We start from the raw sequence: 22,427 nt of genomic DNA, 5'->3' as shown, positions 1-22,427 counted from the left end.
AATGTTCACTCAGTAACACTGGTGCGGTGCGAACCCGGGATCCCGAGACGAAGCGTCAGCAGTTACTGGAGGCCGCGCTGGGCGAGTTCGCCGAGCACGGCGTCGCGGGCGCCCGGGTCGACCGGCTGGCCAAGCGGGCCGGGATCAGCGCCGGACTGGTCTACTCGTTCTACGAGAACAAGGACGGGCTGTTCGAGGCGGTCTTCGACCTGATCGTCGAACAGACCGTGACCACCATCCCGCTGGACGCCGACGACCTCGGCGCATACGCCGGCCGCCTGTACGACGGCGGCCTGGCCCACCCCGAGGTCCTGCGGTTCGTCGCCTGGTATCAGCTCGAACGTGGCCAGACCGCCGCCCGGCGGGCGTCGACCACGGCCGCGATGGCCGACAAGATCGCTGCGATCACCGCCGCCCAGCACCGCGGCACGGTCACCGATCGGCTCCCCGCCGGCGAGATCCTCGCGCTCGTGCTGACCCTGGCCAACATGTGGCAACTCCGCGAACCGGACTTCCTCGACCTGGTCACCCCCGACCGCCGCCGAGCGACCATCGTCACGGCCGTCCACCGGCTGACCACGCCGTAACTCCTCAGGAGGCAGGGCGGAACTGGGCGTTCACCGCCTCGCTCGCCGACCTGCGTACTGCCCCGCCACCCGGGCCTGCTCCGGCACCCTCAGCCCACGACAGACGGCCGAAGCCCTCATCGCCGCCGGTGACCTCGTCACCCGGCTGGACCTGCGCGCCTTCGAGGTGAGCGCCGATGTCGGCAGCGACGACCTGAAAGAACTGGTCGTCATGACCGTGCACGGCGTGGACCTGGAGATCCGGGGCAATCACGAAACTGCAGTGCCCGGATCGCGGCATGCGCTCGCTGCGAATGCCCCGTCGTGGGAGATGACGAGTGGGCGGGCGGCGTCAGTACGCTGCGCTGATGACGTACGAGAACACGCATCCGGTGCGGCGGGTGACGGTGGGCAGCATGTTCGCTGATATCGACGAGGAACTCGCGCCGGTGGTCGAGCGGTGCTGGCAGGCTGGCATCCGCACGCTCACCTGTTGCCAGGACGCGGGTGAGAGCAACGCGAGCTGGGTCGAGATGCTGCCGCACATGTCCGCGTACGTTGACGCTCGTAAGGGCTGGGGGTTCATTGATTTCCCGATCGACGACGGCCTGCACTTCCTCGACGCAGTCGCCAACGCAGGCCCCCGTGACGCGTTCTATGTGCGGATGGTGCATTGGGCCGCGCCGGACGCCTGGGAACGTCGCGCGTCCGCCATGGACCGGGCGATGCGGAACGAGAAGCAGACGTCCGACTTCAACCTGAACATGCTGCAGGTGTGCTTCCCCGGGTACGACGTGGCGGAGATTGTCCGCCGGCTGGACGGTCACCTCGCAGGCCGAGTGGTGCCGCCCGCGCCAGCGGACTGGAGCACCGTCGGCCGGTGATGTCCGGCGTCAATGTGAGGTCAGGGAAACGCCCGGTGAGACATGCAGTGCGGAGGACATCTCTTGATCGACTCCGGATGTAGCCATCCGGGAGAAGCTTCCGCTCATCGGCAGTTCAGCGCGCCGGTCGCTGCGTGACCTCATCACGCAGCGTGACGGACACGGTCGAACTCGCGCTCACCCTCGGCGGCATGAGCGGACACCATGATCAATCGGAGACACAGCTGCAGTACCTGAACATGCATGACGCGACCGTGCACTGCACCAAAGGCATCGGAATCTGGCAGTGGGCGAGCACGGACGAGGGCATCGACCCGGATGTGGTGTTGGGATGCGCCGGCGACGTGCCGACGATGGAGACGCTCGCGGCGGTCCAGATCCTCCGTGAGTGGTTTCCGGATCTGCGGATGCGGGTGGTCAACGTGGTCGACGTCATGCGCTTGCAGGACGACCGGGCACATCCGCACGGGCTGTCCGGCAAGGACTTCGGCTCGCTCTTCACCGCCTCGACTACAGGCCACTGCGGCGCACTACCGGGAGCGGCTCCCGAACAAGCTGATCGGGCATCGGCAGTACGTGCGGACCCACGGTGAAGACATGCCCGAGATCCGCAACTGGCAGTGGTCGCAGGAACCAGGACCCACCACAGGCATCGACAACCCACCGCTGCACGAACCGGAGCCCTGATCCTCAGCGCAGCCGGAACAGCTTCGAGCCCAGTTCGAGCACCACGCCAACCACTTCTCGCTGCGCGACGACCGCATCTGGTTCGCACCGAGGTGACGGGGTGGACCGAGCGCGCTGCGGCAGAGGTTGTCGCGGCGATTTGATGACAGCGCGCGCTGATCACAGGTACGAGCGCGGTTCGGGCTTGTCTTCGGCGTGCGAGGTGATGGGATCGGACTCGACGTTGACGATGCCGTCAAGTCGGGCGATGGCGATGGCGAGGTCATCGATTGACGCGATGCCTTCGATCCTGACGGTGGCAGATACGATCTCCTCCTGCGGACCGGCCGCGGCGAACGAAAGCTCCGTCAGCGCGAATCCCCGCCGGGTTGCCTCAGTCAGCGCCGTCTGCAGCGTACCTGCTCCCTGGCGGTAGATCAGGCACAGGCGCGCAGACTTGGCGTCACGGCGGTGCAAGAGGTTGATGAGCGGCGTGTACAGCGACGTGGCCAGGATGTCGGCCAGGGTGCGGCGACTGCGAGCACCCAGAGTCCGGTCCCTGCTGTCACTCCAACCGCCGCGACCACCCAGATGCTGGCTGCCGTGATGATCCCGCGTGCGCTGCCGTGACGCACAACGATGATGCCACCGCCGACAAAGCCGATCCCGGTGATCACCTGGCTTGCCATCTGAGCCGGGTTGAGCACGGCCAGACCAGGCGCGACGACATCGTTGAAGCCGTACTTGCCCGCCAACGTGAACATGGCGGCGCCGAGTCCCACAAGGGTGTGGGCGCGCAACCCGGCGAGCTTGCGGCGTAGTTCGCGTTCCAGGCCGATCACGGAGGACAACACGACCGTCAGGGCAAGCGGGCCCAGTATGTGCATCTGGTCGGCCATCAGGCACCATTCCGACGTACATCCGCCGTGGCGCCACCGAGTGAGGCGGGCATGTCCCGCGAGCTGTCGGCGTCACGGCATGCACGCCTCAAGACGGTGCATGCCTCACAGCGCCGCCCGCTGCGGCGGTGCCATGAATTCGGGACCTACTGGGTCGTGGACGCTTTTCGCGACGATGTCGTCGATGACCCCGAGCGCCTCGTCGTCCAGGTGCCAGCCGAGCACCTCCTTGACGGGTGCAAGCTCTTCGGGGTGGCGTGGCCCCCACAGCGCCACCGACACTCCGGGCTGGTCGAGCACCCATCGCACGGCGAGAGACAGCAAGCTCTTGCCGTAGCGCTCGCGGGCGTAGTGTTCGAGTTGCCGCACGGCGTTCAGGTACTGCTCGAAGCGAGGGGGCTGGAACTTCGGGTCGCTCTGACGCAGGTCGTCGCCGGTGAACCGGGTGTCCTGGTCGATTGAGCCGCTCAGAAGTCCACGGCACAAGGCGCCGTATGTCAGTGTGGTGATCGCATTGAGCCGGCAGTACGGCAGGACGTCTTGTTCGGCCTGCCGTTCGAACAGGTTCAGCGGAGGCTGGGCTGACACGATCGGCGTGACGAGCCCGAAGCGCTGCATCTCCTCGACCGAGTAGTTCGAAACGCCGACCGCGCGGATCTTTCCTGCGGCTTGCAGGTCCGACAAGGCTTGCGCGGTCTCGTCCAGGGCCGTCGCGGGATCCGGCCAGTGCACGAAGTAGAGGTCGATGTAGTCGGTGCGCAGGCGGCGGAGCGACTCGTCCACCTCGGTGAGGATCTGCCGCCGCGTGGAGTTGCGGTACAGTGCGTCGCCTCGCCGCTCAAGGCCGACCTTGGTGGCGATCACAACGCGGTCGCGGCCTCCTCGTTCTGCGATCGCGCGTCCGACGACCTCTTCCGAGTGGCCGAAGCCGTATGCCGGTGCTGTATCGATCAGATTGACGTTCTCGTCGAGCGCCGCATGGATGGTGCGCACCGATTCGTCGTCGTCTGCGCCGCCCCATTGATATCCGCCCATGGCCCAGGTGCCCAGCCCGATCCGGCTCGCCGGGACAGGCACGCCGGGAATCTGCGTCTGCTCCATCGTTGGCTCCTCCGGTCCACGTACTGTCTGACGTCGTTCGATCTATGAAGTCCCGTCCGCGGAATCACGGGCGTCATCACGGGCCGTGATTCTCTTCTGCCGGCCCGATTTCCGAGGCTATGCGCCGGCGATGGCCCGGGTCGCGAGTTCAGGGAATTTGAGCGCGCCGCCTGGAGTGAGATCGAGGATGACGGCCCCGCCGGGTACAGGGCCTGCACCGACACTGCCGTCGGCGTCCCGGTGCTCCCGGCCGGGTCCTCAGCAGGTGCTCGGCGGGGCGGGTGTCGGCTTCAGGTGACTGTTCGCAGTAGCGCGGTGAGCCGGTCGAAGGCGGTGAGCAGATCGGTGGCCGAGGGCCAGGGTTCGGCGATGCGCAGCCGGCAGTCGGATCGGTGACATAGGTGGGCGTATGGAGACGTGCGGGCGTGGTCGTAGTCAACACATCCGCGTTCGGATCTCAGGAGGCCCATCATGGTCAATGCCAGGCACCGGCTCGGACGGACCGCCCTGTTGGTCGGCTCGGTCCTGCTCTCCGTTCTCGTCGCGGCGCCGCCGGCGACGGCGAACGGTGGACCGGCGGAACTGCCGGGCACCGGAGCGGGGGTTGCGTACACCGAGATGGAGGTGTGGAAGGACTGCTTCGACACGCCCATCAACCGGTGGACCGTGCTCATCGTGCCGACCGGCGGGGCCGAGTATCACGGTACGTCGGGCAACGATGTGATCATAGGCACCGACGGCGACGACCGCATCTACGGCGGCGGGGGCCAGGACATCATCTGCGGCGGCGCCGGCAACGACGACCTCTTTGGAGAAGCCGGCAACGACGACATCAAGGGCGAGGCCGGCATCGACCACATCGAGGGCAACGACGGCAACGACCGCCTCTACGGAGGAATCGGCATCGGCGGGTGGTACGAGACGCTCATCGGCGGTGACGGGATCGACGCCCTGTACGGACAGGCCGGCCGCGACTACATGTACTGCGGCGAGGGCTGGCAGACCGGTGCGGCGTGGGATGTCGGCGACTTTGCCGACGGCGGTACCGGCATGGGCGACGGGGAGGCCGAGGACGACTGGCTCGTGGGCGGCTGCGACAACTCGGTCAACTTCGAGCACGCGTTCTGACAGGCGTACCCCTCCGGCAACGGTGACGTGGCGCCCGTCGGTACGGCCGGCCCCGAGTGGACGCCTGCCGCCACCGACCCATCCGAGCTTGAGGCGCGGACAGGCCCGCTACCCCGAAGTGGGTACCGGATCAGATGCTTTACTCGTCGATCACCTGGGCGAGCACCGCCGTGTGGGCGAGGGTCAAGTCCCGTGGTTCAGCGACGTCCGAGATGCGGAAGAATTCCATGGTCAGGCTTTGGCGCCGCGCAGTCGACGCAGCCCGAGCACAATCATCGAGACGACCGTCGTCCCGGCCGCCAGGCCCAGCAGCAGGATCGTTCCTACGCCGTACATGCCGGTATCGTCGGTCGAGGCCGCAGTGGCGGTCCACGCGGCGGTGAACGCCACTGTCATCGCCGGCGAGGCGACGAACCACCGGACCCGCAAGAGCAATGCGGCGACGAGCAGGACCAGCAGCGACCCGCCGCACCCACATCACCTGCTCAGCCCGGCACCGGCCTCCGCGTGCACCACCGGTGGTAGGCGGGATGAACGCGGGTCGCGGCTGATCGGCTCATCGTGGCGACGTCGGTGCCGGTGGTGGCACGTTTCGCCTGCCGGGCAAGGCGTTCGGCGTCGCCTGGGCTGAGCCGGTCCAACGTCGACAGGAACGCCCACTGGTCCTCGGACGGCTCCAACGTGGCGAGGTCGAGGAACGTGGTCAGCCCGTGGTCGTTGCGGCGGCGGCCCTGCAACGGCGCGGCGATCAGGTTGCCGAAGCCGCCCTCCGGCAGGACGTCCTGGTTGGGGAACAGCCGGTATAGGAGCGCAGGTCCATCGACCCGCGCAACACCACCTCGTGCGGCAGGACGGTGCCGACTGCTTCTGCGCGGATCACGCCTGCTTCATGCTGATCTGCTTGAGCACGGACTGCGGACCTGTCGCAGCAATCAGTGACTTCGTCCCCGGCAAAGGAAGCACGACAGGAGTCGCCTGAAGTCGTGCGGGTGCTCGATCGCCGGCACGTGCCCGCACCGGCCGAGCACGTACAGACGGACATCGGCCAGGTGCTCGAGCAGGGGCAGGGCTGCCGTCCCGATCGGGGTGACTCGGTCCTCGGCGCCGTGGACGAGCAGCACGGGCGCGCGGACCCCTGCCAGCGTTTGCGCCGACAGGGCGAGATCGTCGGCCCAACGTGCCCTGGGTGGAGGGAACAACGACGCGAATGCGGCCGCCCCCGCCCGCATCGCGGCTGCACGGGCATCGACTGCCGACTCGGTCACGAGCGTCTGGTCGTAAACGAGGCGACGCAACATGTCTCGTGCCCCGAGCGGGCCGGCGGGGGCGGCCCAGATCGCGTCGAGCTCGGCGGACAGCGGCGCCTCGGGGGCGCCCATTGTCGAGACCGCCACGACATGGGTGACCTGCCGGGGACGCGCGGCCGCCAACGCCAGCGCCACGGCACCGCCCATGGAGTGACCCACCACGGCGTAGTGCTCGACACCGAGAGCGTCCATCAGGCCCGCGGCCTGCTCCGTCCACAGCCGGAGCCCACCTCTGGAGCCCGCCGGGATCGGTGTACGGCCGAACCCCGCCTGGTCAGGAGCCACCAGGTGCCAGGACGTGCCCAGCGCCTGCGCCGTCGTTGCCCAGGCGCCGGACCCGGTCGTGCCGGGTCCGGAGCCGTGCAGCATCAGCACCGCGGGCCCCGTGCCGCTCTCCAGGACGTGGACGGGGGAGCCGTCGACTGTGACGGTCCGAAGTGCCGTCACCGGGGCAGGTCAGGGGTGCTCATGCCGGTGCGGAGTCGATGGACTTCGAGAACAGCTCCATCATCGCCCTGCCGAACTGCGGCATGTCGGGCCAACCCCGGCAGGAGACGAGGTTGCCGTCCACGACGTCGGGGGCGTCGATGACCGTCGCGCCCGCGTTCTCCATGTCACCGGTGATGGGAGGGAAGCAGGCCGTCTTCCGACCCTTCAGCAGCCCGTACACCGCTGGCACCTGCGCGCCGTGGCACACCAGCGCGATCGGGAGGTTGCGCGCGAAGAAGTGCTCGGTGATGCGCCTGACGTCGGCGTCGACCCGGATCCACTCGGGGGCACGTCCGCCGGGGATGATGAGGGCGTCGTAGCGCTCGACGTCGACCTCGGACCAGGGCACGTCGACCGGCAACTTCCGGCCGTTCTTCTCCACGTAGGCGTCGGAGTTGGGGTCGAACTCGTGGATGACCAACTGCACGTCACGCATCGTCCGTGACGAGACGTCAACGTCCCAGCCGCCCTCCTGCACGCGATAGTAGGGGTACATGGTGTCGAGCTCCTCGGCGGCGTCGCCGGTCAGGAGCAGCGCTCTGGGCACCTGCTTCTCCTCGCATCTGGGGCCGGGTGATCCGATCCGATCCGATCCAATCCGATCCGGTTGAGTCAGCATTCCTCGGGCCCGGCCCGCCCGTCAAGCCTCTACCGCCATTCCGTCCGCGTCCTTGACCTCGTCGAACAATCGTCGGAACCGCTCGCCGGACCGCAGGATGTGCCGACGCATGGCGTAGGCGGCGGCGTCGGGGTCGCGCGCGGCGATCGCGGCCAGAACGTCGTCATGCTCGGCCATGGCCAGGTGAGTGACCTGGGTGTCGTGGTGAAGCCGGAACAGGTGCACATGCGTGTGCAGGCGAGCGAGCGCTTCGCGGATGACCTGGTTCTCCGCGCTCAGGGCGATGAGATCGTGAAAAGCGGCGTCGCGCAGCCCGAAGGCGCCGTAGGCCACGGGCCCGTCGCCCCGCTCCAGCTCCGCCATCTCCTCCAGCATTCGTCGCAGGTCGGCGACCTGCTCCGGGGATGCGCGTTCGGCGGATCTGCGCGCTGCTGCCGGCTCGAGGAGCAGGCGGATCTCGAGCATGTCCTCGAACCGGTGACGGGTGATTTGCGGGGGAATGCGGTAGCCGGCATGGGGCACACGCACGACCAGACCCTCGGCCTCCATGCGGTTCAGAGCGTCTCGGATCGGCGTCTGCGAGACCCCGAGCTCTCGCGCCAGGACGTCGATCGTGACGCGGGCGCCAGGCTCGATCCGTAGCGACATCAGCTGTCCGAGCAGCGTGTCGTACACCTCGTCGGCAAGCCGGCCGCGAGATCTTCCCGGTGGCATTGCGCCCGTCATGGCCCCGTGGTCCCACGCGATCGTCGCTTCGTCGTCCATCGTGACGTGAGGTCCCCTTCTTGCGTCTTCGCGAACCTGTTGACATCGCTCGCAATGCTGCTGCATGCTGACGCGCACTCGGATCGTATAGGAAATGTCGAGGATGCGAGCCATCCTGCACCATCGCAGCACCGCCCGCCAGCACTCTATTTCGATCATCTGAAGCTCCCACGAGCATGCTCGACGTCCTGGTCGGTTCGCCACCGGCCGCACGAGGACCGAAGGACTTCTCGACTGCATGAGACCCGGCACGTCGCGGTGTCCTCGTGCCGCCCGGTCTGCGGAAAGGCCCTCGCGACAGCCCGGCCACACACCGGAACACCCCAGCAACTGCTCGGCGACACACCGGAACACCCCAGCACCTGCTCGGCGAAGCACGCAGCAAGGCTCCGGAAGTCCCCACCAGAAAGCAGGCAACAGGATGCGCTTTGTACAGCGAATAGGACGACTGCCCGTTCCCGGTCGAAAGGTGCGGCTCGCGACGGCGGCCTTGCTGCTGGCCACGACCGTGGCGGCTTGCGGCGGCGAGGACGACGGCGCGAAGTCGGGCGCCCCCAAGGCGCCGGCGAGCATCCCGGCGCTCACCGGGGACCCGCTGACCCTCAGCTTCATCTGGTTCGACTGGCCCCCCGCCCACGCGCTGGAAGACTTCGCGAACGCGGAGTACAAGAAGGTGCGGCCGAACGTCACCATCAAGGTCAACACCGTGCCGAACGCGAACTGGCACGACGCGATGTTCACCCAGTTCGCCGCGCGCAAGACCGACTTCGACATCGCGATCCTGGACTCGCAACACATCGGCGAGGCCGTGACGAACGGCAACATCCTCGACATCACCGACTTCGTCAACAAGAACATCGACGTCAAGGCCTACAACCCGTACCTCCTGGCGGCCTACGGCCAGTTCCCCCAGGCGGAGACCGGCAAGCGCGACGAAAACGCCAGCCTGTACGGCCTGCCGCTGCTCGGCGACACGTGGACGATGATCTACCGCAAGGACCTGATCGGCGACAAGCCGCCGCAGACCTGGGACGAGATGATCTCGACCGCCGCGAAGTGCCAGGCGGACAACCCGGGCGTCAGCGGGCTTGCGTTCCACCAGGCCAACGGCTCCGACGCCGCGGCCGTCACCTACAACACGGTCAACGGCGTCTACGGCGGCAACCTCTGGAACCCCAAGGACCGCAAGATCGACGGCGTCCTCAACGACCAGGCCGGGCACGAGGCGATGGACGTCCTGGTCAACAAGATGAAGCCGTTGACCGCCAAGGGATCCGGCAACTGGTTCATCGACGAGGTGAACGCGTCGGTCGCCCAGGGCAAGGCCTGCATCGCGTTCCAGTGGATCGCCGCGAGCGGCGGCCTGCTCGACCCGAAGCAGTCGACGCTCGGCACCACGCGGGAGCAGATCCTCACCAAGCTCGGCTTCGCCACCCTGCCGGCGCAGAAGACGAACCTGGTGCCGCTCGGCGGCATGGGGATGCACATCTCGGCCTACTCCGCCAAGCCCAACCAGGCGGAGGCCCTGAACTTCATGAAGTGGTTCGAGCAGGCCGACATCCAGAAGAAGTGGGCCGCGGCCGGCGGCGTGCCGTCGCGCACGGACGCGATCCAGTCGCCCGAGTTCCTCAACGCCTCGCCGTTCAACCAGGTGTACGCGGACTCGGTGCCGCGGATGCGGGACATGTGGAACGTGCCCGAGTACGCGCGCCTCGTCGACATCGAGAACACCAACGTGAACGCGGCGCTCAACGGCGCGAAGCAGCCGAAGGACGCGCTCAACGACATCGCCAAGGAGCAGCAGAAGGTGCTCGACTCGAGCAACCGCAAGGGCGGCGGCGGGCTGTGAGTGACCCCGTCGCGCTGAAGGCCGGCGACTCCGGGCAGGTGGCGTCCGCGACGCCGCCTGCGCGGGGCCGGTCCCGCCGGCTGAGTGACCGCGGGCTCGCCGTGGTCTTCACCGCCCCCGCGTTGCTGCTGCTGCTCGCCATGTCGGTGTTTCCGTTGCTGTGGACGCTGTACCTGTCCTTCACCGACTACTCGGCCACCCGCGGGGGGCCCGCCGAGTTCGTCGGGTTCGGCAACTACACCGCCATCCTGACGTCGTCGCAGGTCCACCAGCGAACCCTGACGACGCTGATCTTCGTGGTCGGTGCGGTCGCCCTGCAGACCGTGCTCGGCTTCGCCATCGCCTACCTGATCTCCCGGCGTACGCGCGGGCGCGGGCTGCTGACCACGCTGTTCCTGGTGCCGATGATGCTGTCGCCGGTCGTGGTCGGGCTGTTCTGGCGGTTCATGCTCGATGCGCAGTTCGGCGTGGTCAACAGCATGCTCGGCTCGCTCGGCCTGGGGCAGGTGGAGTGGCTCACCCGGCAGCGGACGGCGCTGCTCTCCCTGATCGTGGTCGACACCTGGCAATGGACGCCGTTCATCATGCTCATCGCGCTCGCGGGCCTCACCGCGGTCCCCAAGTACCTGTACGAGGCCGCCTCGATCGACCGGGCGTCGGAGTGGTTCCGGTTCCGCACCATCACGCTGCCGCTGGTGTGGCCGCTGCTGCTCATCGCCGTGCTGTTCCGGGCGATCGAGGCCTTCCGGCAGTTCGACCTCGTCTACATCCTCACCAGCGGAGGTCCGGGGGTGTCCACCGAGACGTTGTCGTTCCACGTCTACAAGGTCGCGTTCCTGGGCTTCAACACCGGAACCGCCTCGGCCTACGGGATCCTCATGGTCCTCATCGTCATCGTCCTGACGCAGCTCTACCTGCGCTACTTGAACAAGCTCAAGGAGGACTGATGGCCGTCTCCGTCGACGAGGCCGTGTCCACCGGTCCGGTCCGGGACCACACGCCACCCACGCGCCGCTTCGGCGGCCGGGGCAGCGCCGTGCTGGAGGTCGTACTGCTGGCCGTGCTGGCCGTCGTCATGCTCTTCCCGGTGCTGTGGATGATCGAGACCTCGATCAAGCAGAACCGGGACGTCTACGCCGTGCCGGCCAAGTTCTTCGACTTCACCGTCACCTTGGACCATTTCAAGGACGTGTTCGTCTCCTCCGGCAGCGGCCGGTCGGGCCTGTCGGTCTCGTTCCTCAACTCCGTCGTGGTCGCCGGGGTCTCCACGGTGCTGGCCACCGTGCTGGGGGTCCCGGCGGCCTGGGCCTACTCACGCTTCGCCCTGAAGGCCAAGAAGGACCAGCTGTTCTTCATCCTGTCCACCCGCTTCATGCCGCCCGTGGTGGTCGTGATCCCGATCTTCCTCATGTACCGCCAGGTCGGGCTCATCGACACCCAGCTCGGCCTGATCCTCATCTACACCGCGTTCAACGTCCCGTTCACGATCTGGATGATGAAGGGGTTCGTCGACGAGGTGCCCGGGGAGTACGAGGACGCCGCCATGCTCGACGGCTACACCCGCCTGCAGGCGTTCCGGAAATTCACCCTCCCCCTGCTCGTGCCCGGCATCGCCGCGACGGCGGTCTTCGCCCTCATCTTCTCCTGGAACGAGTTCGTGTTCGCCATCTTCCTCACCTCCAGCGACGACGTGCGGACGGCCCCACCCGCCATCGCCGGCCTCATCGGTGGCACCACGGTGGACTGGGGTCTCGTGGCCGCCGCCTCCATGGTGTTCGCCCTACCGGTGCTCGTCTTCGCGTACCTGGTGCGCAAGCATCTCATCGCCGGTGTGACACTCGGGGCGGTGCGACGCTGATGGCCGGCATCGAGGTCACCGCCCTGCACAAGCGCTACCCGGACGGGACGGTCGCGGTTGAGCATGTAGATCTGTCCATCGGCGACGGCGAGCTGTTCGTGATGCTCGGCCCTTCGGGCTGCGGCAAGACGACCACCCTGCGGGCCATCGCCGGACTGGAGCGGCAGACGACGGGCGACATCCGCATCGGCGACACGCTGGTCAACGACCTGCCGCCGGCCGAACGCGACATCGCCATGGTGTTCCAGTTCTACGCGCTCTACCCGCATCTGAGGACCCGCGACAACCTGGCGTTCCCACTGCGGGCCGAGGGACTGCCCGAGCGGGAGGTGCGCGAGCGGGTCGACGAGGCCGCCCGGCTGATGCGGCTCGGTCCGCTCATGGACCGGCGACCGCGCCGGCTGTCCGGCGGGGAGCAGCAGCGCGTCGCGCTTGCCCGCGCCCTGGTGCGGCGACCGCGCGCATTCCTCATGGACGAACCGCTCACCAATCTGGACGCGGAGCTCAGGGCGGACATGCGCACGGAGATCAAGCACCTGCAGGGGCAGTTGGGCACGACGATGGTCTACGTCACCCACGACCAGGTCGAGGCAATGTCGCTCGGTCACCGCATCGCCATCCTCAACAAGGGCCGCGTCGAGCAGATCGGCACGCCGCTGGAGGTCTACGACCGTCCGGCGAGTCTGTTCTGCGCCGCGTTCATCGGCTCCCCGCCGATGAACCTCATCGAGGTGGAGGTAGCCGACGGGAAGCTACGCAGCCAGGGCGGGCTGGACCTCACGCCACCGCCGGGCCTGCCGCGCGACCGCGGCCTCATCGCAGGCGTCCGGCCGGAGGCGCTCGAAGTCACCGCACCAGGGGCGGAACGTTCCGTCCCGGCCCGGGTCGTCGCGGCGGAAGGGCTGGGCGACGAGATCATCTACGTGATCGACCACGGCGGCCGGCGCGACGTCCGCGTCCGGATGCCACCGACAATCCGTTTCGCCGTTGACGCACCGGTCGGGCTGCGGCACTCCGGCGGCACCCCGACGGTCTACGACGTGAGCACGGAAGAGCTGGTGGCCTGATGGGAACCGTGGCAGTACACGGGCTGCGCAAGTCCTTCGGCGAGGTCCAGGCCCTGGACGGGGTGACACTGGACGTCCCCGACGGCTCGTTCTTCGTCGTGCTCGGGCCCTCCGGGGCAGGCAAGACGACGACCCTGCGAGCGATCGCCGGCCTGGACAAGCTCGACGCCGGATCGGTCCACCTGGACGGCAGGGACGCGACCGGCGACGAACCGGCCGCACGCGACCTGGCCATGGTGTTCCAGAACTACGCCCTCTACCCGCGGCACACGGTGTACGAGAACATCGCCTCACCGTTGCGGGCACGCCGCAGTACAGCCAGCGAGATCGCCGCCGCCGTCGAGCAGGTGGCGAAACTGCTGCACATCGAACGGCTGCTGCGCCGCCGTCCCGCCCAACTGTCCGGCGGCGAGATGCAGCGGGTCGCCCTCGCCCGGGCGCTGGTCCGCCGCCCCCGCGCGTTCCTCATGGACGAGCCGCTGACGAACCTCGACCTCAAGCTCCGCGTCGAGATGCGCACCGAGCTCACCCGCATCCACCGCAGCCTCGGGGCAACCTTCGTCTACGTGACCAACGACCAGGTCGAGGCCCTGTCCATGGCCGACCAGGTCGCGGTCCTCAAGGAGGGGACGGTGCAACAGGTCGGGACGCCGACCGAGGTGTACGAGCGGCCGGCCAACCAGTGGGTCGCGGGCTTCGTCGGGAGCCCGCGGATCAGCTTGCTCGCCTGCCACGCCGAGGGCGATCGTCTGGTCGGGGCGGAAGGCTGGACGCTGCCGCGCCCCCGCTGGACCACGGCCGAGGACGGTCGTCAGCTGCTGCTGGGCGTACGCGCCGAGGACCTGTCCGTCGAGCAGCGCGGGGACGCGTCACTGGAGGGTGAGCTCTACGGGCTCGAACCGCTCGGCGACCGGACCGTGGTCGACGTCCGAGTGGGGACGGAGATGCTCAAGGTCAAGGCCCGGCCCACCGTCACCGGCACGCCGGGCGAGCGGCTGCGCGTCACAGTCGACCTGGACCGGGCGCACCTGTTCGATGCGGAGACCGGGCTGGCGCTGTCCGAGGCCGGGAGGTAACCGCGCAGCGCGGCGACGTCGACATGCGCCCGCAACGGTCGAGCCTCGGCGGACCGTCACCGGTGAGCACGGCCTGACGACGCCGAAGCGGCCGTGGCCCGAGAAGGCGATCGGTGGCGCGGGGCGTCGCCCTGCGGCCAGGGCAAAGGCCGTCCGACCCGCTCGGCAACCCGGACCCCGACGAGGTCGTGTGCCCCCGTTCGTCAACGTGCGTGGCGAACGCCGAGCTCACGCTGGACATCACCAAGAACGTCACAGGAGGCGGCGCAATGAGTGACCCGATGAACGTCCTGGCCCCCGAGCACCGGCGGCTCCGGATCGGCGACGCCTGGCGCGACGCCGCCGGCGGAGCCACCTTCGCCGTCGAGGACCCGGCCACCGGCAAGACCATCGCCGAGGTGGCGGACGCCGGCGTCATCGACGCTCTCGCCGCTCTGGACGCGGCGAGCACGGCAATGGCGCAGTGGGCGGCGACCCCGCCGCGCAAACGGTCGGAGTTGTTGACCGCGACGTACCGGGCACTGACCGAGCGGTCCGAGGAGGTCGCCCGGCTGATCACGCTCGAGATGGGCAAGACGCTCGCCGAGGCTCGGGGAGAGGTGGCCTACGGCGCCGAGTTCTTCCGCTGGTTCGCCGAGGAGGCGGTGCGCGTCGAGGGGCGCTACAACACCGCTCCGGCTGGTGGGTACCGCATCCTCACCGTGCCGAAGCCGGTCGGACCGTGCGTCTTCGTGACGCCCTGGAACTTCCCGTTGGCCATGGGCGCCCGCAAGATCGCTCCTGCGCTGGCGGCGGGCTGCACGACGATCACCAAGCCGGCCGCCCAGACGCCACTCACCATGCTGTTCCTGGCCCGCATCATGGAAGAGGTCGGCGTACCCCCGGGCGTCGTCAACGTGGTGACAACCAAGCGTGCCGGCGAGGTGGTCTCAGCACTGCTGGCCGACCGTCGGACCCGCAAGCTCTCGTTCACCGGGTCGACCGAGGTCGGGCGCGTGCTGCTACGACAGGCGGCCGACAACGTGCTGCGCACCTCCATGGAACTGGGCGGTAACGCGGCCTTGATCGTGTGTGCCGACGCGGACCTGGACGTCGCGGTCAACGGTGCCATGGTGGCCAAGATGCGCAACATCGGGGAGTCCTGCATCGCGGCCAACCGGATCTACGTCGAGGAGCCGGTGCACGCGGAGTTCACGGCGCGCTTCGCCGAGCGGATGGGCGCGCTCTCGGTGGGCCATGGTCTCGACGACGGCGTGGACGTCGGGGCGTTGATCGACGAGGCCTCGGTCACCAAGATCGACGAGCTGGTCGCCGACGCGGTCGACCGCGGCGCCCGTGTCCTGGTGGGCGGCGAGCGCCCGGATGGGCCGGGCCACTTCTACCCGCCTACGGTCCTCGTCGACGTGCCCGAAGACGCGCGGATGCTGGAGGCGGAGATCTTCGGCCCGGTGGCGCCGATCATGTCGTTCACGTCCGACGACGATGTGATGGCGAAGGCCAACGACACCGAGTACGGCCTCGTCGGATACATCTTCACCCGTGACCTCCAGCGGGCGCTCCGGTTCGCCGAGGGGCTACAGACGGGGATGCTCGGCATCAACCGTGGTCTGATCTCGGACCCGTCGGCTCCGTTCGGAGGCGTGAAGCAGTCCGGGATCGGCAAGGAGGGGTCGCACGAGGGCATCCTCGAGTACCTCGACGTCACCTACGCGGCGATCGACCTACCGTGACCGGCTTGCTGATCCGGGTGTCCGCCGAGGATCACCGCGCCCTGTGCACTGACCCGCCCACCAAGCGCAACGTCTTCATCGCGACGGACCCGAGGGCGCCCGGGCACAACCGAGTCCGGGAGCCCGGCGCGCGCGCCTGCGCCACCCGGGCAGCCAACCTTGCCGACGCCGTCCCGGTCTCGCAGGTGACCTGGACGTCCGCCCAGCACATCGCCGCCGGCGTTCCAGAGAGGCACTGACATGCTTGAGACCGTCCGCGGACCACGCCAGCTGATAGTGGGCGAAGGGGTCGCGCAGAACATCCCACGAGTGGTGGCCGAGTGCGGCTCGCGAGTCCTCATCGTGACCGACCGGGTTCTTCTGGGGCAGCGGGGCGTGGCCGAGATCGTGGCCGCCGTGCGGGAGAAGGTCAAGGTCGTCGCGGTGTTTGCCGACGCGACTCCGGACGTGCCAGTCGCCGATGTCGCCCTGGCCGTCGCGGTCGCCGCAGAGGTGGACGCCGACGTGATCCTCGCCATCGGGGGAGGCACGGTGATCGACCTTGCCAAAATCGTCGGCGTCATCCGGCGCCACGGTGGGACGCCGCGCGACTTCTACGGCGAGTCGAAGGTGCCGGGGCCGACGATTCCTCTCGTCGCGGTCCCGACGACGTCAGGCACCGGTTCCGAGCTCACGCCGGTCTCGGTGTTGACCGACCCGGACCGCGAGCTGAAGGTGGGAGTCTCCAGCGTCCACATCGTGCCCGACTTCGCCATCGTGGACCCCGAGCTCACCTACACCTGCCCTGCGACCGTCACCGCCCACTCCGGCATCGACGCATTTTGTCACGCGGTGGAGAGCTACACCGCGCGACCCCGGGCCCACGGACCGCGCGACCCGGTGGAGCAGGTCTTCCTCGGTCGCAACCCGATCACAGATCACTACGCGCTCCTGGCCGCGGAGCGGATCGCCCGCAGCTTGCGCCGTGCCGTCAGGGACGGAGGCGACACGGACGCGCGCGCAGACATGTCCTATGGGTCCATGCTCGCCGGGCTCGCATTTTCCCACGCAGGCAACGCGGCACCGCACGCTTTCCAGTACCTCATCGGCGCAGCCACCCACACGCCGCACGGCCTGGGCGTCGGGCTCCTGCTGCCCTACGCGCTGGACGCCGCCAGGGATGCCATCAGCGACCGGTTGACCATCCTCGCCGGGGTGTGCGGGCTCGACGTGACCGACGCCTCGGACGCTGAGGGCGCAGATACGTTCCTCACCTGGCTCGACGGGCTCCTTGCCGACATCGGCATCCCCACCACCTTGGCGGACATCGGCGTGGCACGCGCCGACCTCCCGCGCTTCGCGGAGACGGCCGGTGGCATCACCCGCTTGATCCAGAACCACCCAGGCCCGACCGACACCGCCAGCCTGACCGCGATCCTCGAAGCGGCCTGGACCGGGGACCGGACCCGACACGTCGTGACGCCGAGCAGAGGATAGTGACGGGCCTTTCACATGACGACGGGTTCCCTGCCCCACACTGGGTATCGGAATGGTCGGTCCCAGGCCTGGCGCACGGCTGGCCGGGTCTTCGACCTACCGCTGTCGCCGCTCATGGTCGCGCTCTGCGGCCGTGAGGCGGCAGCGGCGGGCCGTGCTGCGGCGACGGCCCTGCCGACACCGACGGGCGGCACGTGGTGGTCAAGACACGTGGCCAGGTTGGTCATACCCGGGTGTCGTTCTGGTCAGGTTCGATGCCGATGCTCGGGGCGCTCGTCTTCGACGGGGACCTGACACTTGAGGATCACCGGATCTGCGTCGGTGACATCGAAGGGCTCCGACGATGGACGCAGCGGATCTCGCACACAGGTCCACAGCGGGTGATCGTTCGGGTCGATGACCCTGGATACGCGTCTCATGTCTACGTCGGGCTGGGCATCGCCGCTGACGCTCAGGTGAGGCCACTGCCCAATACCGGGCCGGTACTCTTCGACGTCCTCACGTCGGACCGAGATGGGATGCACCTGGCCGACCAGCGGGGTCTGGCGTTGGACGGCCACGACTCACCACATCAGCGGCTTGCGGCCGCGATCATCCTGCTGTCCGACCGCAGTTTGATCGAGACACGGCAGAACGGATATGAGGCAGACCTCATCGCGGAATGGCTCCGATGGCTCAGCACAGACCTCGGCAACGCCGGCGCGATGGCGCTCGGGGAACAGTTGCGGCAGCTGGTCATCGCCGCGCGGACCGCCAACCCTGCTGGCGACAGAACTGTCCCGCTTGCCGATGCCGCGCGCATCGCCGACACGATACTGAAGGCCGTGGTCAGGGAGGCCTGATCGTTCATGTGACGAGCCGGCGGACGACCCGTACAGCCGACGCGCTTGTGCCACGGATCGCATGCTGGACATAAGCACGTGGCAAGCCGTCGCGGAGCGCCCGATCGGCGGCATAGCGGATGCGTGGCGTCGCCGGGACTGCTTGCGCGAGTCGTGCACCGGCAATTGATGGTGCGAAGTCCTTGGTCTCAGCCAGGATGGGCCCGACGGTGCGCACGCTCGAGTCAACAGGCCACCACGGTTAGCTGTGGACGAGTCGGAAAGGAGCATGTAGTTGATGAGTGAAGCGTTCTACTCCCACGCGAGGCTGTATGACCTGATGTTCCCGGGCGGCGGGCCCGCAGTCGACTTCTATCGTGCCGCCGCCGATCGGCAGGGTGGGCGTGTATTGGAACTCGGTTGCGGTACTGGGCACAAGCTGATCCCCATCGCGTCCGACGGGCGTCCGTGCGTCGGCCTGGACTTCTCGTCAGACATGCTGGTTGAGGCTCGGCGTAAGGCGAACGAGCGTGGTGCAACGGTGGAGTGGATACAGGGCGACATGCGAGCCTTCGATATGGGCCGCTCCTTCGACTTTGTGTTCATCACAGCCAATTCCCTGCTGCATCTGCATGCGGCTGAGGATTTGGTGAGCTGCTTCCGGTCGGTTCGAAGACACCTGGCACCTGGGGCACGGTTCGTCTTCGATGTATTCAACCCGAGCGTGCGCCTCCTTGCCGAAGCCGATGGCGTGCGGCGCACCCGGGAGTCGTTGTCGTTCATGGATCCTGATCGCGGCAACGTCCGCGTCGATGTCGCCGAGATCTACGACGCGCCGGCGCAAGTTACCCGCGGGACGTGGCACCTCTCGACTGACTCCGAGCCCGACTTCGTCGTCGCACCGCTCGACATCAGGAGCATCTTCCCGCAGGAGCTTCCTCTGCTTGTCAAGCTCGGCGGCCTTCGGCTCGTCGAGCGCTTCGGCGACTGGTCCGGTCGGCCATTTGCCGTGGACACACCGCTTCAGCTCTGTATCTGCGAGTCCGCGTGATTCATGATCAGCTGGTCAGTCTGGACAGCGAAGTCGCCCGGACCGCCAACCACCTCGCCGGCCAGGTTCAACGGGCACTGACCGGCCAGGTGTGCAGCTCGAGCGCGCGCCACCAGCGGCATTTGCGGGCGTCAAGATTGTTGATGCCTGGCCGTTGGCCCCTCATCAGGTCCGTTTGAAGTCGTCGGGCGACGCCCTACGTAATCGCCGTCGCGTCTTGAGTCTCTTGCGTCAAGTTGCTGGAGAGCGGCCGTCACGGTCACGGCGACAACGAGCCTGGCAGGATCAGGGCCATGTACAGCTCGTCGAGGAACGTGCCGTCGATCAGCAGGCAGTCCACGCGACGGCCTTCGTGGACGAAGCCCATGCGCTCATACAAGGCGATCGCCCGGTGATTGTGGGCCATCACGTTGAGCTCGATCCGGTGCAGGCCACGGGCCGCCGCCCAGCGCTGTGCCGCCTCCAGCAATCTGGTGCCGACGCCTTGACCGCTCGCTTCGGCCAGGACACCGATGATGACGTGGGTCGTGGACCGGTTCCGCCGGAACTTCCCCCCGGCCAGCTCGACATATCCGGCCAGCTCGCCGTGCTGACCGGCCACGATCACCACTGAGTTCTCCGACCGGCTCACTTCCTCCAGATGACGAGCCAGAGGCTGGGTCGAGGTGTCCCGCTCGTGCGGCTCCAGGAGCATGAACGAGGTCTCCTCGTCCAAGCGCTGCTTCAGCTTCATCAGCGCCACCGCGTCGTCCGGTCCGGCGATGCGCAGGACCGGCCGGCCTGTGTCTTCGTCGTCGCTCACGGAGCCATTTTGCCCAGATCCCGGCACCGTCCTCGCACGATGGGCCGGGCGCGAGGACGGCACATGGTTAGCAGCCGCGGAGAAAGAGATGCTCACCGAGCTGGCTTCGTCGGTGAGAAACGGAACTCGCGAACATCGAAATCCACTCGAACGAGGTGGTCCCGAACTGGCCGACAAACCGCAGGTCAACCCAGAGACAAGGCGCCTGTCACATCATCGACTGCGCCGGCTCCGGGTACTTGTGGGTGCGTGCTCCTTCACCTGTGACCGTCGCTGCCGGAGCCTGAGCGAGGCATTACGCTGCGCCTGGTGGACGAATCCCAGCTCGAGCCCGGCGCCGTGTTCCGGTTTCCGGATGACGAGCGCCCTCTTCGGGTGGTTGTCCGCGATGCCGACGTCGTGATGTACGACTGCTGGTGGCCGCACCTCGACGGCTGGGGCCTCGCGGATCTCGGGGCGACCAAGCGTCGACGCATCAGCTACTACGTGACGACCGTTGCCACGGTCGTGGACAAGGGCATCTACCTGCGATCGGATCCGTTGTCGGACGACGAACGTGCACTGCACCGCCCGGATCTTCCGTTCACCGCTCTGCAGGACCCAGACCAGAACTGGTCGACCAGCGCGGTAACGCCCGTCCAGGGCGGCTCACGACTGCTGGTGGCGGCGCTGTACTTGTTCCCATTCGGGCCGGCTGGCGGCACCAGGCCGGGCCAGCGGGTCGCCGCTGACAACGGCTCGTTCATCACCACCAACGAACTGCTGCGAAAAGCGCATGCCGTCCAAACCAAGCACCTCAGCACAGCTACGACGGTGGACGGCGTCGGGATCTACCGCTCAGGACTCCAGCGCGGGCTGCCGGCCTTCTACCTGTGGAGAGCCCAGAGCCGACTGCATCAATAGCGCGGTACCCGCCCGTGACAGGCCCGATCGTGCGGCAGACTGCGTTCTCACGTCTCCGTCTTGGCGAGTACGGCAGCAGCCATGATGCGCACCTGCTGGAGGTAGTACCGCTCCTCGCCGTCGCGACCTGCCCGGTAACGCCGGCAACCCGCAACGCCTCGGCCAGCCGTGCGGTCGCCTCGGCAGCCTCCGCGGCTGCGACGCCGAGGATCGGTGCGAGCAGCAATGACACTGTGACTCGCTCGCTCGGTGTGGGCTGTCGATCAGCGACCGCTGTCAGCTCGGGCCACGAGATGCCTGGAGCTTGGAGCGCACCCTCCACCGTGGCGATCTTGATGCAGTGCTCGCCGTCCGGAGGGACCACCAGGTAGTCCTGGCCCATGTCCTCGGTGAAGTTGCGGTAGACGACCGCGACCCGGCCGCCGCGAGCTCAATGGGAAAGACCGGCCAGGCGAAGGGATCCGTGAGCTGTTGATAGGCGGTGCGGATCGCATCGAGTTGGTCGTCGAACAGCTCCGCAAGGTCACGGTCGAGATCCAGCCCGAGGATCTCACCGAGGTACGCGGGCCAGAAGCCTGGACGACCCAGCAGCTCAGATCCGTCATACCCCAGTCCCGGACCTTCCAGATCGTCAGGGCCGAGGTCGTCATAGCCGGGCAGCATCTCCGTACCGGATCTGTTTACACCACCACGGACCGGCCACGCTCCAGAGCCGGCCTGCTCATCGGCCCAGACGGCAGTCGGGGCTGGCAGAGCCGACGGCCTGTGATGAGCCACGGCCGCGTCATGGCGGCGCACCAACGGCGGGAGAGGCAGCTGAGGAACCTTACGGATTCCGCCGGGAGGGCCGGCCTTGACGATCGATGGTGAACATGTACTGCTCATCACCCACAGCGGCGCGGATCGTGTGGTCATCAACGAAGGCGTATTCGGTGAGCGCGACTGCGTGATAGTCCCAGGAGTACACAAGTACACGCAATGACCAGGCCGGTGACAGCGAAGCCCAGCGGCCGGGTGGAGCCCCTTCGCTGCAGCAGCAGCGCCAAGACGAGCGCGCCCGAACCGACCGTGATCGCAGCCATGACGAACGCGACCGTGAGGCCGTCCATCCGTGCGTAGTGCCACGGATTCACGATGGCTAGCACGCTCACCGTCACAGCGGTACCCAGCAACACAATCCAGACCAGCAGGAAAAGGCGGTACGCGCGCATCGGTCGATATTGACCGCCAGCAGCACCAGCGAGCAACCGCATCCACGGGATCTCCACAGGAGCGCGGGCCTGTGCCTCCACGCGGGGAGATGCGTCCGGGTCGTCGATGCTCAGGCCCAGCTCCAAAGACCCCTCTCGTGTCACGTGGCCAGCAGGCAA

25 protein-coding genes and 2 pseudogenes are annotated in these 22,427 nt (G+C 67.8%); 16 read left to right on the top strand and 11 right to left on the bottom strand.

Going from position 1 to position 22,427, the window contains the following annotated elements; genetic code table 11:
• Positions 1–26 precede the first annotated feature (26 nt).
• Positions 27–587, top strand: a complete 561-nt coding sequence (locus tag OHA72_RS48590; RefSeq protein ID WP_327002880.1) for a TetR/AcrR family transcriptional regulator — start codon at positions 27–29, stop codon at positions 585–587.
• Between the two features lie 4 nt (positions 588–591).
• On the opposite strand, the gene OHA72_RS48585 is transcribed toward OHA72_RS48590, so the two are convergent.
• A complete protein-coding gene (locus OHA72_RS48585) occupies positions 592–867 on the bottom strand; it encodes a hypothetical protein (protein ID WP_327002879.1) in 276 nt (91 codons plus the stop codon).
• Positions 868–934: 67 nt separating this feature from the next.
• On the opposite strand from OHA72_RS48585, the gene OHA72_RS48580 reads away from it, so the two are divergent.
• The 3 genes and pseudogenes from OHA72_RS48580 to OHA72_RS65230 form a co-directional block, all read left to right on the top strand.
• Positions 935–1,450, top strand: a complete 516-nt coding sequence (locus OHA72_RS48580) for a hypothetical protein (RefSeq protein WP_327002878.1) — start codon at positions 935–937, stop codon at positions 1,448–1,450.
• A gap of 230 nt (positions 1,451–1,680) precedes the next feature.
• Positions 1,681–1,953 (top strand): annotated as a pseudogene (locus tag OHA72_RS48575) (phosphoketolase); the annotation flags it as partial.
• A pseudogene (locus tag OHA72_RS65230) lies at positions 1,910–2,020 on the top strand (hypothetical protein); the annotation flags it as partial. The pseudogenes OHA72_RS48575 and OHA72_RS65230, both read left to right, overlap by 44 nt.
• 276 nt (positions 2,021–2,296) lie before the next feature.
• Here OHA72_RS65230 and OHA72_RS48570 read toward each other — a convergent pair.
• The 3 genes from OHA72_RS48570 to OHA72_RS48560 form a co-directional block, all read right to left on the bottom strand.
• Positions 2,297–2,593: a hypothetical protein gene (locus OHA72_RS48570; protein WP_327002877.1), complete on the bottom strand. Its 297-nt coding sequence runs from the start codon at positions 2,591–2,593 to the stop codon at positions 2,297–2,299.
• Positions 2,554–3,015, bottom strand: a complete 462-nt coding sequence (locus OHA72_RS48565; protein ID WP_327002876.1) for an MgtC/SapB family protein — start codon at positions 3,013–3,015, stop codon at positions 2,554–2,556. The genes OHA72_RS48570 and OHA72_RS48565 overlap by 40 nt, the downstream gene beginning before the upstream one ends.
• A 105-nt stretch (positions 3,016–3,120) precedes the next feature.
• Positions 3,121–4,116 (bottom strand): aldo/keto reductase, encoded by a 996-nt coding sequence (locus tag OHA72_RS48560; RefSeq protein WP_327002875.1) that lies wholly within the window; start codon positions 4,114–4,116, stop codon positions 3,121–3,123.
• Between the two features lie 471 nt (positions 4,117–4,587).
• On the opposite strand from OHA72_RS48560, the gene OHA72_RS48555 reads away from it, so the two are divergent.
• Positions 4,588–5,244 carry a calcium-binding protein gene (locus OHA72_RS48555; RefSeq protein ID WP_327002874.1) on the top strand — a complete coding sequence of 219 codons (657 nt, stop codon included), beginning with the start codon at positions 4,588–4,590 and terminating at the stop codon, positions 5,242–5,244.
• Between the two features lie 231 nt (positions 5,245–5,475).
• On the opposite strand, the gene OHA72_RS48550 is transcribed toward OHA72_RS48555, so the two are convergent.
• From OHA72_RS48550 to OHA72_RS48530, 5 genes are all read right to left on the bottom strand, one after another.
• A complete protein-coding gene (locus OHA72_RS48550; protein WP_327002873.1) occupies positions 5,476–5,640 on the bottom strand; it encodes a hypothetical protein in 165 nt (54 codons plus the stop codon).
• Between the two features lie 89 nt (positions 5,641–5,729).
• Positions 5,730–5,993, bottom strand: coding sequence for a hypothetical protein (locus tag OHA72_RS48545; RefSeq protein ID WP_442788778.1), 264 nt, complete (start codon positions 5,991–5,993; stop codon positions 5,730–5,732).
• 183 nt (positions 5,994–6,176) lie between these two features.
• Positions 6,177–6,920 carry an alpha/beta fold hydrolase gene (locus OHA72_RS48540; RefSeq protein WP_327011807.1) on the bottom strand — a complete coding sequence of 248 codons (744 nt, stop codon included), beginning with the start codon at positions 6,918–6,920 and terminating at the stop codon, positions 6,177–6,179.
• A gap of 97 nt (positions 6,921–7,017) precedes the next feature.
• Positions 7,018–7,587, bottom strand: coding sequence for a DJ-1/PfpI family protein (locus tag OHA72_RS48535; protein WP_327002871.1), 570 nt, complete (start codon positions 7,585–7,587; stop codon positions 7,018–7,020).
• 93 nt (positions 7,588–7,680) lie between these two features.
• A complete protein-coding gene (locus tag OHA72_RS48530; protein ID WP_327002870.1) occupies positions 7,681–8,424 on the bottom strand; it encodes a GntR family transcriptional regulator in 744 nt (247 codons plus the stop codon).
• Positions 8,425–8,893: 469 nt separating this feature from the next.
• Here OHA72_RS48530 and OHA72_RS48525 point away from each other — a divergent pair, with 469 nt between their 5' ends.
• The 10 genes from OHA72_RS48525 to OHA72_RS48480 all read left to right on the top strand — a co-directional run bounded on the left by OHA72_RS48525 (position 8,894) and on the right by OHA72_RS48480 (position 19,352).
• Positions 8,894–10,273, top strand: coding sequence for an extracellular solute-binding protein (locus OHA72_RS48525; protein ID WP_327002869.1), 1,380 nt, complete (start codon positions 8,894–8,896; stop codon positions 10,271–10,273).
• Positions 10,270–11,220 carry a carbohydrate ABC transporter permease gene (locus OHA72_RS48520; RefSeq protein WP_327002868.1) on the top strand — a complete coding sequence of 317 codons (951 nt, stop codon included), beginning with the start codon at positions 10,270–10,272 and terminating at the stop codon, positions 11,218–11,220. Before OHA72_RS48525 ends, OHA72_RS48520 begins: the two co-directional genes overlap by 4 nt.
• Entirely contained in the window at positions 11,220–12,131 is a 912-nt protein-coding gene (locus OHA72_RS48515; RefSeq protein ID WP_327002867.1) for a carbohydrate ABC transporter permease, read from the top strand. The genes OHA72_RS48520 and OHA72_RS48515 overlap by 1 nt, the downstream gene beginning before the upstream one ends.
• Positions 12,131–13,198, top strand: a complete 1,068-nt coding sequence (locus OHA72_RS48510) for an ABC transporter ATP-binding protein (RefSeq protein WP_327002866.1) — start codon at positions 12,131–12,133, stop codon at positions 13,196–13,198. Before OHA72_RS48515 ends, OHA72_RS48510 begins: the two co-directional genes overlap by 1 nt.
• Positions 13,198–14,274 carry an ABC transporter ATP-binding protein gene (locus tag OHA72_RS48505; protein ID WP_327002865.1) on the top strand — a complete coding sequence of 359 codons (1,077 nt, stop codon included), beginning with the start codon at positions 13,198–13,200 and terminating at the stop codon, positions 14,272–14,274. The genes OHA72_RS48510 and OHA72_RS48505 overlap by 1 nt, the downstream gene beginning before the upstream one ends.
• A gap of 269 nt (positions 14,275–14,543) precedes the next feature.
• Positions 14,544–16,004, top strand: coding sequence for an NAD-dependent succinate-semialdehyde dehydrogenase (locus OHA72_RS48500; protein ID WP_327002864.1), 1,461 nt, complete (start codon positions 14,544–14,546; stop codon positions 16,002–16,004).
• Positions 16,001–16,243 (top strand): hypothetical protein, encoded by a 243-nt coding sequence (locus OHA72_RS48495; protein WP_327002863.1) that lies wholly within the window; start codon positions 16,001–16,003, stop codon positions 16,241–16,243. The genes OHA72_RS48500 and OHA72_RS48495 overlap by 4 nt, the downstream gene beginning before the upstream one ends.
• 1 nt (position 16,244) lies before the next feature.
• Entirely contained in the window at positions 16,245–17,480 is a 1,236-nt protein-coding gene (locus tag OHA72_RS48490) for an iron-containing alcohol dehydrogenase (protein ID WP_327002862.1), read from the top strand.
• 194 nt (positions 17,481–17,674) lie between these two features.
• Positions 17,675–18,322, top strand: coding sequence for a hypothetical protein (locus tag OHA72_RS48485; protein WP_327002861.1), 648 nt, complete (start codon positions 17,675–17,677; stop codon positions 18,320–18,322).
• A gap of 277 nt (positions 18,323–18,599) precedes the next feature.
• The gene (locus tag OHA72_RS48480; RefSeq protein ID WP_327002860.1) at positions 18,600–19,352 is read left to right on the top strand and encodes a class I SAM-dependent methyltransferase; all 753 of its coding nucleotides are present in this window, start codon (positions 18,600–18,602) and stop codon (positions 19,350–19,352) included.
• Between the two features lie 259 nt (positions 19,353–19,611).
• Here the strand turns inward: OHA72_RS48480 and OHA72_RS48475 are convergent, their stop codons facing one another.
• Positions 19,612–20,154, bottom strand: coding sequence for a GNAT family N-acetyltransferase (locus OHA72_RS48475; protein ID WP_327002859.1), 543 nt, complete (start codon positions 20,152–20,154; stop codon positions 19,612–19,614).
• A 309-nt stretch (positions 20,155–20,463) separates the two neighbouring features.
• Between OHA72_RS48475 and OHA72_RS48470 the strand changes: the two genes are divergently transcribed.
• Complete coding sequence (locus OHA72_RS48470; RefSeq protein WP_327002858.1) at positions 20,464–21,057, top strand: hypothetical protein; 594 nt, start codon at positions 20,464–20,466, stop codon at positions 21,055–21,057.
• Between the two features lie 914 nt (positions 21,058–21,971).
• Here OHA72_RS48470 and OHA72_RS48465 read toward each other — a convergent pair.
• A complete protein-coding gene (locus OHA72_RS48465; RefSeq protein WP_327002857.1) occupies positions 21,972–22,394 on the bottom strand; it encodes a hypothetical protein in 423 nt (140 codons plus the stop codon).
• Positions 22,395–22,427: the final 33 nt, after the last annotated feature.

This window comes from Dactylosporangium sp. NBC_01737 (genome assembly GCF_035963215.1).
Taxonomy (GTDB): Bacteria; Actinomycetota; Actinomycetes; order Mycobacteriales; family Micromonosporaceae; genus Dactylosporangium.
Note: the sequence above shows the minus strand (reverse complement) of the source record. Positions and strands in the feature narration are given on the sequence as shown.

Excerpts from the sequence above, each read along its gene's own strand:
- OHA72_RS48540 (WP_327011807.1), bottom strand. The coding sequence starts at position 6,920 with ATGCTGCACGGCTCCGGACCCGGCACGACCGGGTCCGGCGCCTGGGCA.
- OHA72_RS48530 (WP_327002870.1), bottom strand. The coding sequence starts at position 8,424 with ATGGACGACGAAGCGACGATCGCGTGGGACCACGGGGCCATGACGGGC.
- OHA72_RS48565 (WP_327002876.1), bottom strand. The coding sequence starts at position 3,015 with ATGGCCGACCAGATGCACATACTGGGCCCGCTTGCCCTGACGGTCGTG.
- OHA72_RS48505 (WP_327002865.1), top strand. The coding sequence starts at position 13,198 with ATGGGAACCGTGGCAGTACACGGGCTGCGCAAGTCCTTCGGCGAGGTC.
- OHA72_RS48580 (WP_327002878.1), top strand. The coding sequence starts at position 935 with ATGACGTACGAGAACACGCATCCGGTGCGGCGGGTGACGGTGGGCAGC.
- OHA72_RS48515 (WP_327002867.1), top strand. The coding sequence starts at position 11,220 with ATGGCCGTCTCCGTCGACGAGGCCGTGTCCACCGGTCCGGTCCGGGAC.
- OHA72_RS48560 (WP_327002875.1), bottom strand. The coding sequence starts at position 4,116 with ATGGAGCAGACGCAGATTCCCGGCGTGCCTGTCCCGGCGAGCCGGATC.
- OHA72_RS48490 (WP_327002862.1), top strand. The coding sequence starts at position 16,245 with ATGCTTGAGACCGTCCGCGGACCACGCCAGCTGATAGTGGGCGAAGGG.
- OHA72_RS48550 (WP_327002873.1), bottom strand. The coding sequence starts at position 5,640 with ATGACAGTGGCGTTCACCGCCGCGTGGACCGCCACTGCGGCCTCGACC.
- OHA72_RS48555 (WP_327002874.1), top strand. The coding sequence starts at position 4,588 with ATGGTCAATGCCAGGCACCGGCTCGGACGGACCGCCCTGTTGGTCGGC.
- OHA72_RS48585 (WP_327002879.1), bottom strand. The coding sequence starts at position 867 with ATGCCGCGATCCGGGCACTGCAGTTTCGTGATTGCCCCGGATCTCCAG.
- OHA72_RS48480 (WP_327002860.1), top strand. The coding sequence starts at position 18,600 with ATGAGTGAAGCGTTCTACTCCCACGCGAGGCTGTATGACCTGATGTTC.
- OHA72_RS48500 (WP_327002864.1), top strand. The coding sequence starts at position 14,544 with ATGAGTGACCCGATGAACGTCCTGGCCCCCGAGCACCGGCGGCTCCGG.
- OHA72_RS48510 (WP_327002866.1), top strand. The coding sequence starts at position 12,131 with ATGGCCGGCATCGAGGTCACCGCCCTGCACAAGCGCTACCCGGACGGG.